15 protein-coding genes are annotated in these 17,930 nt (G+C 66.4%); 9 read left to right on the top strand and 6 right to left on the bottom strand.

Annotation, left to right across the window (positions count from 1 at the left end):
* Positions 1-13: 13 nt before the first annotated feature.
* The 5 genes from ACWEWT_RS30485 (at position 14) to ACWEWT_RS30465 (ending at position 6,392) form a co-directional block, all read left to right on the top strand.
* Positions 14-238 carry a type II toxin-antitoxin system VapB family antitoxin gene (locus ACWEWT_RS30485; protein ID WP_452564153.1) on the top strand — a complete coding sequence of 75 codons (225 nt, stop codon included), beginning with the start codon at positions 14-16 and terminating at the stop codon, positions 236-238.
* Positions 235-663 (top strand): PIN domain-containing protein, encoded by a 429-nt coding sequence (locus ACWEWT_RS30480; RefSeq protein WP_452564151.1) that lies wholly within the window; start codon positions 235-237, stop codon positions 661-663. The genes ACWEWT_RS30485 and ACWEWT_RS30480 overlap by 4 nt, the downstream gene beginning before the upstream one ends.
* Positions 664-782: 119 nt before the next feature.
* Positions 783-2,783: a galactan 5-O-arabinofuranosyltransferase gene (locus ACWEWT_RS30475; protein WP_452564150.1), complete on the top strand. Its 2,001-nt coding sequence runs from the start codon at positions 783-785 to the stop codon at positions 2,781-2,783.
* 25 nt (positions 2,784-2,808) lie between these two features.
* On the top strand, positions 2,809-6,108 hold the full coding sequence (locus tag ACWEWT_RS30470; protein WP_452564149.1) for an arabinosyltransferase domain-containing protein: 3,300 nt from the start codon (positions 2,809-2,811) through the stop codon (positions 6,106-6,108).
* 86 nt (positions 6,109-6,194) lie between these two features.
* Positions 6,195-6,392: a hypothetical protein gene (locus ACWEWT_RS30465; protein WP_452564147.1), complete on the top strand. Its 198-nt coding sequence runs from the start codon at positions 6,195-6,197 to the stop codon at positions 6,390-6,392.
* Between the two features lie 218 nt (positions 6,393-6,610).
* Here the strand turns inward: ACWEWT_RS30465 and ACWEWT_RS30460 are convergent, their stop codons facing one another.
* Together ACWEWT_RS30460 and ACWEWT_RS30455 are read right to left on the bottom strand one after the other, a co-directional pair.
* On the bottom strand, positions 6,611-7,390 hold the full coding sequence (locus tag ACWEWT_RS30460; RefSeq protein ID WP_452564145.1) for a decaprenylphospho-beta-D-erythro-pentofuranosid-2-ulose 2-reductase: 780 nt from the start codon (positions 7,388-7,390) through the stop codon (positions 6,611-6,613).
* The gene (locus ACWEWT_RS30455; RefSeq protein WP_452564143.1) at positions 7,387-8,862 is read right to left on the bottom strand and encodes an FAD-binding protein; all 1,476 of its coding nucleotides are present in this window, start codon (positions 8,860-8,862) and stop codon (positions 7,387-7,389) included. Before ACWEWT_RS30455 ends, ACWEWT_RS30460 begins: the two co-directional genes overlap by 4 nt.
* 1,022 nt (positions 8,863-9,884) lie before the next feature.
* Here ACWEWT_RS30455 and ACWEWT_RS30450 point away from each other — a divergent pair.
* Positions 9,885-10,322 (top strand): GtrA family protein, encoded by a 438-nt coding sequence (locus ACWEWT_RS30450; protein ID WP_452564141.1) that lies wholly within the window; start codon positions 9,885-9,887, stop codon positions 10,320-10,322.
* A 90-nt stretch (positions 10,323-10,412) separates the two neighbouring features.
* Here ACWEWT_RS30450 and ACWEWT_RS30445 read toward each other — a convergent pair whose 3' ends face one another.
* The gene (locus ACWEWT_RS30445; RefSeq protein ID WP_452564140.1) at positions 10,413-10,910 is read right to left on the bottom strand and encodes a hypothetical protein; all 498 of its coding nucleotides are present in this window, start codon (positions 10,908-10,910) and stop codon (positions 10,413-10,415) included.
* Positions 10,911-11,102: 192 nt separating this feature from the next.
* On the opposite strand from ACWEWT_RS30445, the gene ACWEWT_RS30440 reads away from it, so the two are divergent.
* The gene (locus tag ACWEWT_RS30440; protein WP_452564139.1) at positions 11,103-11,759 is read left to right on the top strand and encodes a DUF4282 domain-containing protein; all 657 of its coding nucleotides are present in this window, start codon (positions 11,103-11,105) and stop codon (positions 11,757-11,759) included.
* A 94-nt stretch (positions 11,760-11,853) separates the two neighbouring features.
* On the opposite strand, the gene ACWEWT_RS30435 is transcribed toward ACWEWT_RS30440, so the two are convergent.
* Together ACWEWT_RS30435 and rfbA are read right to left on the bottom strand one after the other, a co-directional pair.
* Positions 11,854-12,408: a dTDP-4-dehydrorhamnose 3,5-epimerase family protein gene (locus ACWEWT_RS30435; protein WP_452564138.1), complete on the bottom strand. Its 555-nt coding sequence runs from the start codon at positions 12,406-12,408 to the stop codon at positions 11,854-11,856.
* An 8-nt stretch (positions 12,409-12,416) separates the two neighbouring features.
* Positions 12,417-13,289, bottom strand: a complete 873-nt coding sequence (gene rfbA / locus ACWEWT_RS30430; protein ID WP_452564136.1) for a glucose-1-phosphate thymidylyltransferase RfbA — start codon at positions 13,287-13,289, stop codon at positions 12,417-12,419.
* A gap of 538 nt (positions 13,290-13,827) precedes the next feature.
* Between rfbA and ACWEWT_RS30425 the strand changes: the two genes are divergently transcribed.
* Both ACWEWT_RS30425 and ACWEWT_RS30420 read left to right on the top strand, forming a co-directional pair.
* On the top strand, positions 13,828-14,868 hold the full coding sequence (locus ACWEWT_RS30425; RefSeq protein ID WP_452564170.1) for an ATP-grasp domain-containing protein: 1,041 nt from the start codon (positions 13,828-13,830) through the stop codon (positions 14,866-14,868).
* A gap of 69 nt (positions 14,869-14,937) precedes the next feature.
* On the top strand, positions 14,938-16,893 hold the full coding sequence (locus tag ACWEWT_RS30420; RefSeq protein ID WP_452564134.1) for a hypothetical protein: 1,956 nt from the start codon (positions 14,938-14,940) through the stop codon (positions 16,891-16,893).
* A 4-nt stretch (positions 16,894-16,897) separates the two neighbouring features.
* Here ACWEWT_RS30420 and ACWEWT_RS30415 read toward each other — a convergent pair whose 3' ends face one another.
* Positions 16,898-17,719 carry a TIGR03619 family F420-dependent LLM class oxidoreductase gene (locus ACWEWT_RS30415; RefSeq protein WP_452564132.1) on the bottom strand — a complete coding sequence of 274 codons (822 nt, stop codon included), beginning with the start codon at positions 17,717-17,719 and terminating at the stop codon, positions 16,898-16,900.
* Positions 17,720-17,930 lie beyond the last annotated feature (211 nt).

Below are 17,930 nucleotides of genomic sequence, written 5' to 3'. Positions count from 1 at the left end.
ACAGGAGGTCGTTGTGTCACTGACCCATATCGAGATCGACGACGAGGAACTGGAGACCGCCAAGAAGCTGGGCGGCCACAAGACCAAAACGGCAGCTGTCGCGGAGGCGCTGCGTCAGTACAACCAGCGCTTGAGTCGAGCTGCCGCCGTCGACTACTACTTCGAACTGGCCCGTGACTGGGATATCGAAGGGGCCGAAGCTGCACACGCTGCAGAGAAGAGGGCCTTCCGCCGGTGACAGGTCATCTGATCGACTCGTCGGCGCTGTGGCGCATCCTGCGGGATCGCTCGGTTCTGGAACTGTGGCGGGAAACTCTCGCCAGCGGTGAATTTCGGTCCTGTTATCCGCAACGTAGTGAATTCTTGGCCTCTGCACGGAATCTGAAGGAGTATTCGGAGTTCTGCCGGATGTTCGACACCCTGTACCGAGATGCCACTGTGCCCAAGGGGGCGGGTCAGTGGATCGGCAAGGTGCAGTACTCCGCGGCCGAACGAGGTAGCCATCAATGTTTGTCTGCCGTGGACCTGCAAGTTTGCGCCACTGCTGCGCATCACGGTCTGGTGGTCGTGCACGATGATTCGGACTTCGTGACCGCAACCAGGTTCTCGGCGGAGCTCCGGCAGATCAATGTGCACGACGGTCCGTCCGACACCAGCTACTGACACCCCTACCGGGAGAGCTTCGGCGCCGCCGCTTTCGTGTGAGCGCAGGTCCTCGGAATTCCTGCACTAGGCTGACCGACGCCCAGTAGGTGGATCGGGAGCCGGAGGTAAGTACGCCGATGACGACGAGTCGCGGCGCGCGGTTGGTGCGTCAGGTCGGGGCCGGAATCGGCGAAGCAGTGCTCGCGGCGGTGGTCGCGGTGGTGGTGGTCGCTGTCGGGCTGGTCGCGTTCTCCCTGGTGCAGTGGCCCGCGTTCAACTCCTCCAATGTCTTACGCGCCCTGACCACGGTGGGCCAGGTGGGGGCCGCCGCGCTGATCGCGGGTTCGATCGCCCTGCTGCGACTACGGCGTTCGCGGTGGCTCGCGAAACTGCTGTCCTGGACCGGTATCTCGGCGTTCGTCACCGTCACCCTCGGGATGCCGCTGGCGGCCACGAAGCTGTACCTGTTCGGTATCTCGGTGGACCAGGAGTTCCGGACCGAGTACCTGACCCGGCTCACCGACAGCGCCGCGCTGCGGGATATGACCTACGCCGATCTGCCGCCGTTCTATCCGGCCGGCTGGTTCTGGGTCGGCGGGCGCGTCGCGAATGTGCTCGGAATGGACGGCTGGGAGGTTTTCAAGCCGTACGCGATCGGGTCGATCGCGGTGGCGGCGGTGGTATCGCTGGTGCTGTGGACCCGGCTGATCCGCGCGGACTGGGCGGTCGGGGTCACCAGCGCGGTGACGGCTGTGGCCGTCACCTACGCGGCGCCGGAGGCCTACGGCGCGGTGATCGCGATCCTGCTGCCGCCGGTGCTGGTGCTGGCCTGGGGGGCGCTGTACCGTCCTGCCGAGGTCACCGGCCGGCCCGCGGACTCCGATGACGGCCCCACCGCGGGCGGCTGGGCCGCGGTACTGGGTACCGGGCTTTTCCTCGGGTTCGCCGCCGCCTGCTACACCCTGTACTTCGCCTTCGCGGTGTTCACCGTCGTGCTCATGGCCGTGGTCGCCGCGGGGCTCGGCCTGCGGGCGCGTTACGCGGCCCGCACCCCGCGCCGCATCGCGGCACATTCCGAGAAATCACATGCGCCGGTGGGTAGTGCCGGCCGGGCGATCGGCGCCCCGCTGCTGCGGCTGATCGTCATGGGTGTGGTCGCCGCGGTGATCGCGCTACCGGTGTTCCTGCCGTTCCTGGCCCGGATGCTGGACCGCCCGAAGCTCCAGTCAGGCGGTGCCTTCCACTATCTGCCCGAGGCCGGTTCCGAACTGCCGCTGCCGATGATGCATTTCTCGCTGCTCGGGGCGCTGTGCCTGGTCGGGGTCATCTGGCTGGTGATGCGCGCGAGTTCCTCGCGGCGCGCCCAGTCGCTCGGACTCGGTGTGCTCGCGGTGTACCTGTGGTCGCTGCTGTCGATGCTGGCCACGGCGGCCGGCTCCACCCTGCTGTCGTTCCGGCTGGAACCGGTACTGCTCGTGCTGCTCGCGGCGGCGGGCGGATTCGGTTTCGTGGAGGGTGCCCGCGCGGTCTATCAGGCGTTCAACGAACCGGCGCGGTTCCGCTGGGTGGCCATTGTGCTGGCCACGGTGGGCGCCCTCGCCTACTGCCAGGACATACCCCATGTCCTCGCGCCCGAGATCACCACCGCCTACACCGATACCGACGGTGACGGTGAGCGTGCCGATCAGCGCGACCCCTCCGCTGTCCGGCACTACCACAACATCGACGACGCCCTGCGGGCGCAGACCGGCCGCGAACCGTCGGAAACTGTCGTTCTCACCGGTGACACCACCTTCCTCGCCTACTATCCGTATTTCGGATTCCAGGGGATGACCTCGCACTACGCCAATCCGCTGGCAGACTACGCGGATCGCTCCGCGGCGATCGAAGAGTGGAGCAAAAAGGACACACCGGGCGAACTTCTCGATGCGCTGGAGTCCGCGCCGTGGCGTGCGCCCGACGCCTTCCTGTTCCGGCGCAGCGGCGACGAGTACACCCTGCGGCTGGCGGCCGATGTGTACCCGAACGATCCCAACGTCAAGCGCTACACCGTGGCGTTCCCCGCGAAACTGTTCGACGATCCGCGGTTCACCACCACCGATATCGGGCCTTTCACCCTGATCGTGCTGAAACGCTGAGCGGTACCCGTATCGCGCTGCGGCCATGCGCGGTCTCCGAGTGGGGCGGTGCCTATTAGAGTCGAGCCCCGTGCGACCGGACCGATCTCCTCGAGCGTTGAACCGTATCCGCCTGCTGGCTCTGGTTTCCGGGCTACTCGGGTTCGTGCTGGCGATTGCGGCGCCGCTGCTGCCGGTGCGCCAGGACCGGACGAGTCTGGACTGGCCGCAGGCGGGCGCCGCCAGTGTCGAGGCGCCGCTGGTGAGTTATCAGCCGCTGCGACTCGATCTCACTGTGCCGTGCGCGGTGCTGAGCGGTGCCGAGGGCACCGTGGTCGAGACGGTTCCCGACGGTTCGGGGCAGTCCTCGGCGCGTGGTCTGCGCGTCACGGTGACCGACGCCGGCCTGTCGGTGGTGCTGCGCGATGTACCGCTGCTCTCGGCCGAGCGGGCGGAACTGGGCGGCTGCGAAGGCCTGACCGTCACCTCGACGGCCGCCGCGTCCACCGCGGAACTCACCGGCACCACCCGCGCGGACGGCACACCGTTCCGCGCGGAGGTGGGCCGGGATATCCGGCCGCAGCTGGTCGGGGTGTTCACCGACCTTCCCGCGGACCGGCTCGGCGGTATCCGGTTGCACGCCGATATCGATTCCCGCTTCACCTCGTCGCCGACCCCGCTCAAAACCGCCGCGATCGTCGGCGCGGTCGTCTTCACGGTGCTCGCCCTGATCGCGTTGCACCTGCTGGACACCACCGACGGCCGGCGCGCCCGACGCTTCCTGCCCGCGCACTGGTGGCGGTTCCGGCTCGCCGACGGCGTGGTGCTGGGTGTCCTGGCCGGCTGGCACATCATCGGGGCCAACACCTCCGACGACGGTTACATCCTGAACATGGCCCGGGTCTCGGACAAAGCGGGTTACCTGGCGAACTACTACCGGTGGTTCGGGGTCCCCGAGGCACCGTTCGGCTGGTCCTACGAGGTACTCGCCTGGATGACGCGGGTCTCGGAGTCCAGCCCGTGGATGCGGTTGCCGACTCTGCTCGCCGGGATCGTGTGCTGGCTGGTGATCAGCCGGGAGGTGCTGCCCCGCCTCGGGGCCCGTGTCCGCGGTAACCAGATCGCCCTGTGGACCGCCGGGCTGGTGTTCCTGGCGTTCTGGCTGCCCTACGACAACGGTCTGCGCCCGGAGCCGCTGATCGCGGCCGGCGCCCTGCTCACCTGGTGTTCGATCGAACGCGCGATCGCCACCGCGCGGCTGCTGCCCGCGGCGATCGCGGTCCTGATCGCGGCGTTCTCGCTGGCCGCCGGACCGACCGGCCTGATCTGCATCGCCGCGCTGATCGCCGGATCCCGTCCCGTGCTGCAGATCATCATCGCCCGGGCTCGGGGCGGGGCCTCGCGGGGGCAGGCGCTGTGGCGGTACGCGAGTATCGTCGCGCCGGGCCTGGCCGCCGGAGCCCTGGTGCTGGTGGTGATCTTCGCCGATCAGACGCTGTCGACCGTGCTGGAGGCCACCCGCGTCCGGACCGCGGTGGGGCCGAATGTGGCCTGGTTCGACGAGCGCACCCGCTGGGATTCGCTGCTCATGCTGTCGCCGGACGGCTCGCTGGCGCGTCGCTTCGGAGTTCTGCTCATGCTGCTCTGCCTGCTGGTCTGCGTGCTGCAGGTGCTGCGGAAGGGCCGGATCCCGGGAACCTCGCGCGGGCCGTCGGTGCGCATCCTGGGCATTGTCTTCGCCTCACTGCTGCTGATGATGTTCACCCCCACCAAATGGACCCACCATTTCGGTGTGTACGCGGGACTGGCCGGTTCGCTGGCCGCGCTGGCCGCGGTCGCGGTGGGCACCAACGGTATCCGTGCCCCGCGCAACCGCGCGCTGTTCGCCGCGGCTGTACTGTTCCTGCTGGCGATCACGTTCACCGGGTCGAACGGCTGGTGGTACGTGTCCAGCTTCGGTGTCCCGTGGTGGGACAAGGCCCCGCTGGTCGCGGGTAAGGGCCTGTCCACCCTGTTCCTCGGGCTGGCCGTGCTCGCGCTGCTGGTGGCGATGTGGCTGCACTACCGTGCGCCCTACCGCAGCGGTCCACCGTCGCGTTCGGCCCGGTATGCCTCGGCCCCGCTCACGGTGGCGGCGGCGCTGCTGGTGCTGTTCGAGATCGCGTCGCTGACCAAGGCCGCGGTCGGGCAGTATCCGGCCTATTCCATCGCGAAATCGAATTTCCGTGCCCTGGCCGGTGATCCGTGCGGTCTGGCCGACGATGTGCTGGTGGAGACCGATACCGCCGATTCGCTGCTGCTCCCGTACGAGGGTGATCCCGCCGCCGGTCTGGTCTCCACCGATCCCGACGCGCAGACCTCCGGGTTCACCCCGGACGGTGTCGCCGAGGATCTGACCGCCGACGCCGAGGAAACCACCTCCGGCGGTGCGAATTCCGTCGAATCCGATACCGAGAACAAGACCACCGACACCACCGGTGCCGGTACCGGTGGCGGCACCACGGTCCAGACCGGTATCAACGGCTCCACCGTGGCGCTGCCGTTCGGTCTCGACCCGGCCCGGACCCCGGTGCTCGGCAGCTACCGTTCCGGCGATCAGCAGCAGGCGAAACTGACCACCCAGTGGTACCGCCTGGATCTCACCGACGAGATGCGTGCCGATCCGGCCTACCGGGTACTGGCCCTGACCGCCGCGGGGCGGATCAAATCGGTGGATGCCGACGGGGTGCTCACCTACGGCCAGGACCTCACGGTGGAGTACGGGATCCGTAACGCCGACGGGAGTATGCGGGTGCTCGGATCGGTGGCGCCGCTCGATATCGGCCCCAATCCGTCGTGGCGCAATCTGCGGGTGCCGCTGGACCAGTTGCCCCGGGAGGCGAACGCGGTCCGCCTGGTGGCGGTGGACAACGACATCACCGCCCGGCAGTGGCTGGCGGTGACGCCGCCGCGGCTGCCGCGCCTGGCCACCCTGGACTCCGTTGTGGGACATACCGACCCGGTCCTGCTGGACTGGCACGTCGGTCTCGCCTTCGGTTGCCAGCGGCCGTTCGACCACAGCCACGGCGTCGCGGAGGTGCCGCGCTGGCGGATCCTGCCCGACCGGGTCGGTTCCGACGCCTCCAATGCGTGGCAGGACAGTATCGGGGGTGGCCCCTTGGGCTGGACCGAGCTTCTGCTGGAAGCCGATTCGGTCGCGACCTATCTGTCCGACGACTGGGCCCGGGACTGGGGTTCGCTCGAACGGTTCACCCCCTACCGACCCGACGCCGGACCCGCCGAACTGACCGTCACGGAGGTGGACCGGGGCGGTGCGAGCACCGATGATCCGATCCGCGTGAGTTGAACGAGGTTGTGCTACATCGAGACTCGTCTATCAAGTGGGATGGCTCACATGTTGGTTTATTTCCACGTGAGGGAATTGCCGAACGGATGACGAACGGCGGCACGGCCGATACGCTGGTTCGTATGACTTCGGCCTTCGATGATATGGAACTGCGCGATCTCGTCGGCTTGCTCACCGCCGAGGAGCAAAAGGAACTACGACCTTCGGTATTACGCGTCCTCGGACGCTTGCCGTCTCAGGAGGTGCTGCGCCGCGAACTGGGCCAGCGAATGACACGCGTTTGACAGTGGCCACGGCCACGGCACGCCGTGGCCCGCCGGGAATACCGAATACGACGAGGGCCGTCGCTCACCGGAGAAGATCCGGGAGCGACGGCCCTCGAGCTTTCGCGATGTGACGGTTCCGCCGGACTACCGTTCAGCGGGGACGTGACCAAGGAGGCCGTGGACCGAACCGGGGTCAATAGGGTCCCGACCGCGACGCCGAAGGCGGCGCCGACAACTCAGACGGGCAGCCGGCGGAAGATCGGCCGCGGGATATGGCGCAGGATCATCATCACGTACCGGAACGCGCCCGGCGCCCAGATGAGTTCCTTACCCTTCTCCGAAGCGGCTACCGCCAGCGCGGCGACCTCTTCCTTGTCCACCGTGAAGGGCGCCTCTTTGGCGCCGGTGGCCTTCCAGTGCTCGATAGTGGTCGTGGTGCGCACCTGGCCCGGCCGGATGACCAGCACCCGCGCGCCGTGCGGGCGCAACGCCTCGCCCAGACCGAGGTAGAAACCGTCCAGACCGGCCTTGGTCGAACCGTAGACGAAGTTGGAGCGGCGTACCCGCTCGCCGGCCGCCGAGGACATGGCGATGATCCGGCCGAAGCCCTGCGCCTTCATCTTCTCGCCGATCAGAACGCCGACCGATACCGCAGCGGTGTAGTTGATCTGCGCGATCTGCACCGCCTTGCGCTGGTCCTGCCACAGCTCCTCGGCATTGCCGAGCAGGCCGAACGCGACAATCGCGACATCGATATCGCCATCGGCCCAGGCCTGGTCGACCACCTTCGGATGGCTGTCGGTATCGAGTGCGTCGAAATCCACGACATCGACCTGGCTCGCACCCGCGGCCTCGGCCTGCGCCACCGCGGTATCGCGTAGCGGATCGTTCGGCAGGGTGGCCAGGACCACCCGGGCCGGGCCCTTCTTCAGATACTCCGCAACGATCGCGAGGCCGATTTCCGAGGTCCCGCCGAACAGCAGAATGGACTGCGGATTGCCTACCGCGTTGATCACTGAAGCTCCAGCCTTCTCGCCATATCGGACATGAAAACGCCTGTGGGATCGACGCTGCGGCGTACCTTGATCCACTCGTCGATCCGGGGATACATCTGATGGAAGGATTCGGCGGTCGTGCGCGAATCCTTACCGGTGTAGAGCCGCCCACCGAATTCCAGGACCCGCTTGTCCAATTCGGTGACGAACTCGTTGAGCCCGGGCGCGATCGGGAAGTCCAGGCAGACGTTCCAACCCGGGATCGGGAAGCTCAGCGGCGCCTGATTGCCCTCGCCGAAGAGCTTGAACACATTGAGGAACGAGTAGTGCCCGCTGGCCTGGATATCGATCAGGATCTGCCGGAACTCCTGCACCGCCTCCGGCGGCACCACGAACTGGTACTGCAGGAAACCCCGCGACCCGTAGGCCCGGTTCCATTCGCCCAGCATATCGAGCGGATGATAGAAGGCCGTGAGATCCTGCGGCTTCTGCCGGTAGGTCGCGCCCTTGCGATACCAGACCTCGGTGGCGAGGGTGAAGGTCTTGTTGTTGAGCAGACCGTTCGGAAACACATCGGGGAAGGTCAGGAAGGTCTTCCCGGTGAAACCGAGCGGGTTCTTCTGCAGTTTCTTCGGCAGCTGGTCCAGTTTGGCCAGCGAACCGCGCGAAATCACCGCCCGGCCCAGTTTGGGCATCGGGCTCAACGCGTCGAACCAGGCCGAGCTGTACTCGTAGTTGTCCTCGGTGCCGTCGCTGTGGAACGCGATGGTCTCGTCGAGGCCCGCGGTCACATCGCCGTCGGCGATGAAGTACGCGGTCTCGGTCGGGGTCATCTCGATCGTCGCACGCAGAATGATGCCGGTGAGACCGCAGCCGCCGACAGTGGCCCAGAACAGCTTGGCGTTCTTCTTCGGGCCGATGGTCTGCACCTCGCCGTCGGCGGTGAGCAGCTGGATCGAACGCACATGGTTGCCGAAACTGCCGGCGCTGTGATGGTTCTTACCGTGGATATCGGAGCCGATGGCACCGCCCACGGTCACCTGCCGGGTGCCGGGCAGGACCGGAACCCACAGGCCGAACGGGAGCGCGGCCTTCATGAGCTGATCGAGGTTGACACCCGCGTCGACGTCCACCAGCCGGGTGTCCTGATCGATGCGGTGGATCTTGTTCAGGGCGGTCATATCGATGACCAGCCCACCCGCGTTCTGCGCGTTGTCGCCGTAGGAGCGGCCGAGCCCGCGGGCGATCACACCGCGCCGTAGGTGCTCCGGTTTGCCGTCGTTGTCCTCGGCGACCATGGCGACCGCGCGGGCGATGAGTTCGGGATCGCTGGCCGAGAGAACCTCGGCGGTGGTGCCCGCCGTACGGGCCCATCCGGTGAGCGTCCGGGTTCGCGTGGGTAGCGTGAACCCCGGACCAGCGGTATCTGGATCGCCGGCCGGCGGGGTCTCGGTACCGGACGCCTGAGTCGAGGTCGGAGCTTTCGTGGACATCGGCTTAGAGGCTACAGGCTGTCTCATGGCGCCGCCTCCGGCGTCGCGGGGCGGGGCCCTATTAACCCCGGTTCTTCACTCCGCCGCTCAGTCGCTTCGCTCCTTCGCTCTGTCGCTCCAGAACCGGGGCGGGCCCCGCCTTTGTTGTCGGTCCCGCCTTCGGCGGTAGGTGAGTGATTTGTGGTCGCGGGTTTTCGTCCGTGTTAGGTCGCTGCGTCGCTCCAGAACCGGGGTGGGCCCCGCCCACCGAGGCGGGCCATCCGGAAAGTGGAATGTGGACCATCGGGGGATGCGTGCGGACCTGAGCATGTTCATTCGGGTGGGGTGCGCGTCGCTGCAGGTGCGTGATGACGGGTCGCGGGGCTGTGGGCAGTCGGTGGGCGCGGCGCGCTTGCCGGGCTCCTTCGCTCTGTGGCTTCTGGCAGGGGTGGGCGCCGCGTGAGTGCCGACCTCTCGGAACGGGTCTCTCGAAACGAACGGGGCCGAGCCTCGACTGCGATTGAATCCGCGGCACTGTCGTTACCTGGTGACGCGTCAGCGGTGTCGGTTCAGTCGGGGCACGTGATCGGTTGCCGGGCCCCTTCGCCCCATCGCTGCGCGCCGGGCGGGCGCAACCTGCGGGCGAATACAACCTGCGGGCGGGCACAACCTGCGGGCGGGCACAACCTGCGGGTGTCGGCCACCCGGAGCGAACGGGAGATGTGTACGGGCCGGAACTCGGTTGCCCGGGTGGTCCGCGTCACTGCCGGGGCGTGCTGGCCGCGGACAACCGAACGCATGCGATCGGTCGGTTCGCTCCTCGCGCTCCGGAGCCGGGTGGGCAGTGTCCGCGGGGAGGACGGCCGGTCGGCGCGCTGTGGGCGACTCGCGGGGCTGTGAGCAACCCGCGGGCCCACAGGCGGCTTCGGACAAGTACATTTCCGTCGGTGGGCTCAGAAAGCAACGCAGTAGGCCGGAGCACCCGGGTGGCGCCGGACGGCGCCGGGGAAGTTTCCGTCTCGCCCGAGGAGCCGGCCGCCGCCGTGTCCGAACCGGATGACCCGGGTATCCCGGGGCAGGAGAGCAAGCAGATCGGTCTGGTGACACAGCTGGTGCGGTTCGGCGTCACCGGTGTGCTCTCGGCCGTCGTCGACTTCGGGCTGTACGTGCTGCTGCTCGAGGTGGTGGGTGTTCCGGTGAATCCGGCCAAGGCGATCGGTTTCATCGCCGGCACCACGACGGCCTACCTGATCAACCGTCGATGGACCTTCGCCGCGGAGCCCAGCCGGGCCAGGTTCATCGCGGTGGTGATCCTCTACGCGTTGACCTTCTGTGTGCAGGTGGGTATCAACTGGATCTTCTATCACGCCTTCGACGAGGGTGTCTGGTGGCGCGTTCCGCTTGCCTACGTCATCGCCCAGGGCACGGCCACGGTGATCAATTTCGTGGTGCAGCGGCTGGTCATCTTCCGTATCCGCTAGTTCTGCGCACAGCAGTGAGCCCCGGTCGTCGATACGACCGGGGCTCACTGCTGTGTGGTTGTCGGGGTGCCGCGGGCCGCGGCGGATAACTCAGGCGCAGGCGACGCTGGTCAGCCGCTGCGGCCGCCGCGCGCTTACGGAACGAACCGCCGCGCCGATCGCGACCACGGGCGGGATCCAGCGAGCCTCTTCGGGGCCCACGCCCCAGCTGGCCGAACCGGCCGAGAGGTGGGTGGGCGGCAGCGGGATGCCGTCGCCGTCGGTGTGCACGACCGCACCGGCCTGCCGCAGTGCCTCGACCGCACGCTGGGCTTTGCGCATCCCGGTGACGAGGTGGATCTCCCGGCGCTCGGCGCCCGGGATCTCGATCACCGGACCGGTCAGGTTGTTCGCGCGCATGTAGCGGCGGACCGACGCGGCCAACTCCCCGGTGACCTCGACGGCGGACAGGTCTTCGTCGGTGATCAGGCACAGGCCGTTGGTCGTTTCGGCGACCGTCCAGCCACGCTGGGCGTAATCCCGCGCGGCAGCGGACTTGGCGGCCGCCGAGACGGAAGTCGGAAACGTCGTACGCACTGTCATCTCCATTCCCCGGTATAGATAAGCTCCGGCTTTCATGGGTCGTATCGGTGCCGGGTGCCCGGGGCGTTACGCCGTTCCAGGGATTTTTTTCGACTGTCGGCTTCCTCTCATTTGTGGCAGCAGTCGACTTCCACTGGTACAGGACGATCGTCGGGATCCTGGTTGGCTTCACTCGCGGAATCCGGGCAGGATTCGGCTATGGCCAGTGAGGCGGCGGACGAATCCCCGAGAACCGGTCCGGCGGCGGCCGGAGCACCTGAGCCGGCGGTTTCCTCCGAACCGTACGACGGGGCCGGAGTAAGACCGCCGGAGCAGGACGATACTGCGGATTCGCCGGGTCGGCGAATCCGGCGGAAACTCAGCCGGCGCGCGGTTGCCGCGCAACGCTTCGCCGCCGCTGCCGCGGCCGAGGAGGCCGAACCCCGTCCGGAACCGGAGAACCCGGCCGCAGCGGCACGTTCCTGGGGGGCCGACGCGGTGCGCGGCCTGCTGGATGTGCAGTTCCGCCGCCCGGCGACCCGGACGTTGTTGCCGCTGGTCTATCTGCTCGGGCTGGCGGTCGCGGTAGCCGTTCCGGTGGTGGTGACCGTCGTGGTGTGGCGGGTATCCGCGCTGCTCGGCGTACTGGCGGCACTACTGGCGATTCCGTTCGCGCTGACGATCGCCGCCGCGGTCCGGCTCTTCCTGGAGTTCCTGGTGAATGCCTCGCGGCTCGCGACCCGGGTGGAGCACATCAGCGATCTCGCCGACGATCTGTTCCAGGTGCTGTCCGAGGTCGCCGAGCCGGTGAACCAATTGTCCGAGGATGTGCGGGCGGTGCAGTTCTGGCGGTTTCGGCGCGGACCCCGCAAATAATCGAGCCGGCTGTGGCGAATCGCTCAGCGGTTGCGCGGCCGTATGACTCGGCGGCTGCGATGTGAATCACGCTGCGGCCGCACGGCCGGCACGGTCATTTGCTCCGCAGTCGTGGCGCCGCGGCGTCCTTGGCGGAACGCAGGTAGGTCAGCCGCTGTCCGTCGCGGCCCGTCTCCGGCCACTCGATCGCCAGATCCGGGTCGAAGGCGTCCAGATCGTGATCGTGTTCGGGGCTGTACTCGAGGGAACACAGATAGGTGAGGACCGAATCGTCCTGCAGCGACAGCACGGCGTGCCCGAGTCCTTCGGAGAGGAAGATCGAACGGCGGTCGATATCGTCGAGTACCACGCTGTCCCAGCGGCCGAAGGTGGGGGAATCGGCCCGCAGATCGACCACCACGTCGAGGAACGCGCCGCGCCCACAGGTCACGTATTTGGCCTGCCCCGGTGGATCGTCGGTGTAGTGGATGCCGCGCAGTACGCCGGCGGCGGAAACCGAGGTGTTGACCTGGAGTAGATCGAAGGGCCGGCCGGTGGCCTTCTCGAATTCCGAGGCCCGGAAGGTCTCGGCGAAGGCGCCCCGATCGTCACCGTGGATCTTCGGAGTGAAAACCCAGGCGCCGGGGACCGACATCTCACTGATCCGCATCTACCCACTCACCAACTTCGTCCGTGCTCGAGCAGATCGAGCAGGTACTCACCGTAACCGGAGCGGGTGAGCGGGTCGGCGAGCAGGCACAGTTGCTCGTCGTCGATGAAGCCCATCCGCCACGCGACCTCTTCCGGTACGCCGATCTTCAGGCCCTGCCGCTCCTCGATGGTGCGGACATAGTTGGCGGCGTCCAGCAGCGAATCGAAGGTCCCGGTATCCAGCCACGCGGTGCCGCGGGCCAGCACGTCGACACTGAGCCTGCCCGCTTCCAGATAGGCCCGGTTGATATCGCTGATCTCGTATTCGCCGCGGGCCGAGGGCTGGAGCCCGCGCGCGATCTCGACCACGTCGTTGTCGTAGAAGTACAGTCCCGGGACGGCGTAGTTGGACCGCGGCTGCTTCGGTTTCTCTTCGATGGAAATCGCCTTGCCGTCGGCGAATTCGACCACGCCGTAGGCGGTGGGGTCCGATACCCGGTAGGCGAAGATCGCGCCGCCGTCGATCCGGGCGAACCGGCGCAGGCTGGTACCGAGACCGGGCCCGTGGAAGATGTTGTCGCCCAGGACCAGTGCGGCGCAATCGCCGCCGATATGGTCGGCACCCAGCACGAACGCCCGGGCGAGGCCGTCGGGAACCGGCTGTACTACGTAGTCGATCGTGATGCCGAACTGGGAGCCGTCGCCGAGGAGCCGGGTGAACGATTCGGCGTCCTCGGGCGTGGTGATCACGAGGATGTCCCGGATCCCGGCCAGCATGAGAGTGGACAGTGGGTAGTAGACCATCGGTTTGTCGTAGACCGGGACCAGCTGTTTGCTCACCCCGCGCGTGATCGGATGCAAACGCGACCCGGTGCCGCCCGCCAGTATGATTCCGCGCATATCCGGTCAGTGTGCCAGCTCGCGGCCGCGCGGCTGCGTGCGGCGGGGTTCGGGGCCGGTGTGGCGGGCGGCGGTGCCGGAACCCGCGGCCGCCTCGTATGAGCCGGCCCGCGCTGCCGGACCTCGGCACCGTTTGGTGCCCGGCTGCCTGGGTACTCCCGGAGAATGAGGGCGATACAGGGATCCGAAACAGATCCGTCTCGATATTTTTGTTGAGGATTCGGTCGAGTATCCGCCCGAATTCCGTGTCGCGTGGCCTGATGCGCGCGGCCGTGATATTGCGCCCTCGAGATCTGATTTGGTGTGAAAAGGGATTGAGAGGGGAGAGGCTTTGTCGGTTCCGGCTGTGGAATCAAAAAATCGAAACCCGAACAAGGGATATATAGCTCTGCTGGGCTGGAGTCTCGGTGCGGTCGAGGCGATCGATCGTTTCGATCGACGCTTCGTGGTGGTCGCCCCGGAATGGGCCGAGTCATATTGTAACGAACACAACATCCCGTATATTCTCTGGAACTTCGAGAGGCTCAACGAACGTTCGGTGGAGATCGCGGAGACACTGCGCGATATGGGAGTGGATGTCGCGATCCCGATCTTCGAGGAAACCGTGGAATGGGCCGGGGCGATCAATTCCGTCCTGATGGACAATCCCCGGCTGTTCGGTCAGGCCATGCTTTTGCGTGACAAAGCTCTGATGAAACGCCGAGCGCAACTCGGCGGCATCAGGGTCGGAATCTTCGAGGAAGCGCACGAGCGCGACGATGTGATCCGATTCCTCAAACGGGTGAACCAGACGCTGATGAAACTGGACGGCGACCCGAACGATCCGATCCACATCAAGGCGTTCGACAAGGCCGGCTGCCTGGGGCATCGGGTGATCCGGACGCCGGACGAGATCGAGACCATCCCCGATGAAGACTTCCCGGTACTCATGGAGTCCCATCTGGACGGTTGGGAATTCGCCGTGGAGGCGTGGATCCACGACGGTAAGATCCGATTCCTGAACATATCGGAATATGTGACGCTGGGCTATTCGGTATTCGTACCGGCGACACCCGAACTCGAGAAGTACCGGCCGGAGATCACTCGCCAGGTGGAGCGGCTGATAAAGACCTTCGATATCGAATTCGGATTCGTTCATCCCGAGTACTTCGTCACCAGCGACGGCGAAATGTATTTCGGTGAGGTCGCCTACCGCCCGCCGGGATTCAAAGTGTTCGAGTTGCTGGAGAGATCCTATGGATTCAATGCCTACCACGCGCTGGTCCTCGCATTCGATCCGAAAACCACGGAAGAGGAGATCGTGGCGTTCTTCCCCAAGGAGGTGGAGGATGCCAAGGGTCATGCGGGCACTTTCGGGGTCTACCCGCGCCGCCGGGTGGTCAGTAGGCTGGCGGTGCCGGATGAGACCGAAGATCATGATTATTTCGAATCACACGAGCTCACGGCTCCGCTGACCGAGAAAGTCATGAAACGTACCGCGTTCGGAAACCATTGGGGCCTTCTGTACTTCTTCGGAGAGGACCCGTATGCTCTCCGGGATCTCTTGAAAAGGCAGGAAGAGCTCGATTTCTATATATGATCCGTTGCCGGCAACGGATCCTTCGGGGAGGTTGGGCGGTTGAGTCCACTCAGCAGCGATGGAGAGTCCATGGACAGGTATCTGGCCAGATTGGACGACTCCATCCAGGCACTTGCGGATGCCGGTGATTTCGGTAAGCAGGTCAAGTTGTCGCGGGTATTCGGCGCACTGCGCCGGGTACTGCTGCTGCCCGGCGGATGCACCGCAGTGCGTTCACGTGCGATGCGGCTGGATACCGCCGGGCTGTTCCTCGGAACGGACTGGGCGCGCCCGCAGATCCTCATTCCATCGATGAGCAGCGGTTCGCTGCGCAGTACCAATCCGGACACCGTCGTCCTGGAAACGGTCAGCAATCTGCGGTTGCTGGAGGTCGCCAAGGGCGATTATGTGCATCCGCTGGTCTCGGCGGAGCAAGCCCACCACCATCTGTCGCAGGTTCTCGCGATCAATCTGTCGCTGCTGTTCACCCCGCCGTCGGAGGCCGAGCGGACGCAGCAGGGACGAATGGCCCAGGTATCGCGGGAACTACTGCGTCATCTGGTGGAGGAGGTGGGTTACGAGAAGGTCCTCGAGAATCTGGTCGACGAGATCTGGCGCATCCTGCGCCAACGCCCGATCCAGGTCGATCCGGTCAAACGGATGATCACCCAGATAGCCGTCGCGCGCAATAATCCCGATATCGATCTGGGCGCCGGCGGTCTCGGCGCGGACCGGCTGATCAGCAGTCTGTACGGCACTACCGAGGCCTGCCGCGAGGACCCCGGCGTCGAGGTGTACCGCGCCCGGCTCGAGACCATGGACGACAGCGCGCTGCAGTACGAGACGGCCGGTTTCGCGCGGTCGATGCACGATACCGGGCTGGTCTCGCCGTACCACGCGGTGCTGCTGCGCTTCCTGCTCGGCAAAGGCGAGTATCTGCTGGGCGAGGCACTCGGATTGTCCAGTACCGGTCGTGAATGCCTGCTCTGCTACCACGAATTGGTGCGGCGGCTCGTCGACGAGGCCGTGCACGTCGAGACGGCGCAGTGCATCTACGGGCTGGCTCTGCTGCTGGAACGCGGGATCCTGTACCAGCCCCCGGTCGCTCCGGCGCTGTGGCGGCAACTGGCGCTCCAGCTGTCGGCCCATTCCCGGCAGCGTCTGGCCCAGGTCTTCGGACCGGAACCCGCCCCCCGGGCCTGGCTGCTCTCGGGCATGTTGTCGGTTCTGGGGTTGCCACTGGGGATAGGCCAGGGTGACAATCCGACCTGCCAGTCCGCGCGGGCACTGTCGATGTGGTCCTACAACGACCCCGACTATCTGCTGCAGACACTGGCCTGGGCCGTGCGCGACGACGAGGTCGTGATGCATTTCGAAGGTGAGCCGATCTCCTCCCGGGACAGTATCGGCGGGGTCGCCACCGAACTGCCGATGGATCTGGACCCGGTATCGCTGCTGGTCGTACCGCATCTGGACCGTATATACGCGGAGATGGGAAGGCGTTGCATCGGTCGGGAGGGCGATCCGCACCGCTGGATCAATCCCGAATTCCACGGGTGGTGGTCGGGCCGCGGCTTTCGGATCAATGTGGATGTGGCCACCGGTAACCTCACCGATCTGGACGAGTTCCTGCGGCATTTCTACGCCAGCTATCACCCGTTCTACAACGGCAATCAGCCGCTGATCCACCCGCAGCCGGCCGGTGTGGCCGTGACCGACAGTGCCGCCCGTTTCGTGGGATGGCATGCGATCACCGTGCTGCGAGTGGCACTGGACCCCCAGGAACAGATGCGGGTCTATTTCTACAACCCCAACAACGACAGCGGTCAGGACTGGGGCGACGGAGTGGTGGTCGGCACCGCCGGGCACGGCGAACGGTTCGGCGAAGCCTCGCTGCCGTTCGAGCAGTTCGCTTCGCGCGTCTACATCTTCCACTTCGATCCGCTCGAGCCCGGTGAACTGGCCGCGGTCGACCGGGAGGAGTTGGACCAGGTGGTCGGCTACGTACATCGCAGCTGGGGCGCCACCCGGTTACCCGCCGTCTGAGCGTTCAGTCCCGGTACCGTTCGGCCAGTTTCGCGAACTCGTCCAGATCGCGCAGGGTATCCGCCTCGGGCTGTGTTTCCAGCTTCAGCGTCACCCGCTCCACCCCGGCCGCGGCGTAGGCGTCCAGTACCGCCGGATCCGCCGGCGCCGGGGTGACCGTGACGGGCAGACCGGTGGCGGTGAATTCCGCCAGCTGCGCGGGTACCGCTGCGGCATCGGCCACCCCGTTGGGAATCCAGCCCACCCCGTGCCGGATCGCGCGCGCGGCCGCGGCCTCGCCACCACCGATGAAAATGGGCGGATGGGGTTGCCGGTGCGGTTTCGGCCAGGCGTACATCGGATCGAAATCGACGAATTTCCCGTGGTACTCGGCGAGGTCCTCGGTCCAGATCCGGACGATCGCCTCGAGTTGTTCGTCGAGCAGAGCGCCGCGGGTACGCGGATCGGTGCCGTGATCGGCCATCTCCTCCCGGTTCCAGCCGACGCCCACCCCGAAGACCACCCGGCCGCCGGAGATCCGGTCGAGTGTCGCGACCTCCTTCGCGGTGTGGATCGGATCCCGCTGGATCAGCAGCGTCACCCCGGTACCCAGGACGAGCCGGTCGGTCACCGCCGCGATCGAGCCCAGCGCGACGAACGGGTCGAGGGTACGGAAATAGACCCGGGGCAGATCGCCGCCGCCGGGGTAGGCGGACTGCCGGCTCGCGGGGATATGCGAATGCTCGGCGAGGAAAAGCGATTCGAAACCGCGTTCCTCCAGTGCCGGGCCCAGTACGGTCCCGTCGATGCCCTCATCGGTCAGGAAGGTGTTGACGCCGATCTTCATGACAGGACCGAACGTCACGCCCGCCCCCGAATATTTCGCGGTCCGGGTCGAATGGGCGTTTCGGGGGAGGAATTCGTCGGCGATCGGGGCTTCGTACCTTGTGAACCATCCGATGTCGCTGCGGGTGGTGTATCGCGCCCCGGCGACTTCGCGGATATCGGTCGCGGAACAGCCGGCGGGCCGGTCGGACGTGGTGCCCGCTACCGCCGGC

It is taken from the genome of Nocardia sp. NPDC003963 (assembly GCF_053605105.1).
The sequence above is the reverse complement of the archived record's forward strand: the minus strand, read 5'-3'. Positions and strand labels throughout refer to the sequence as shown.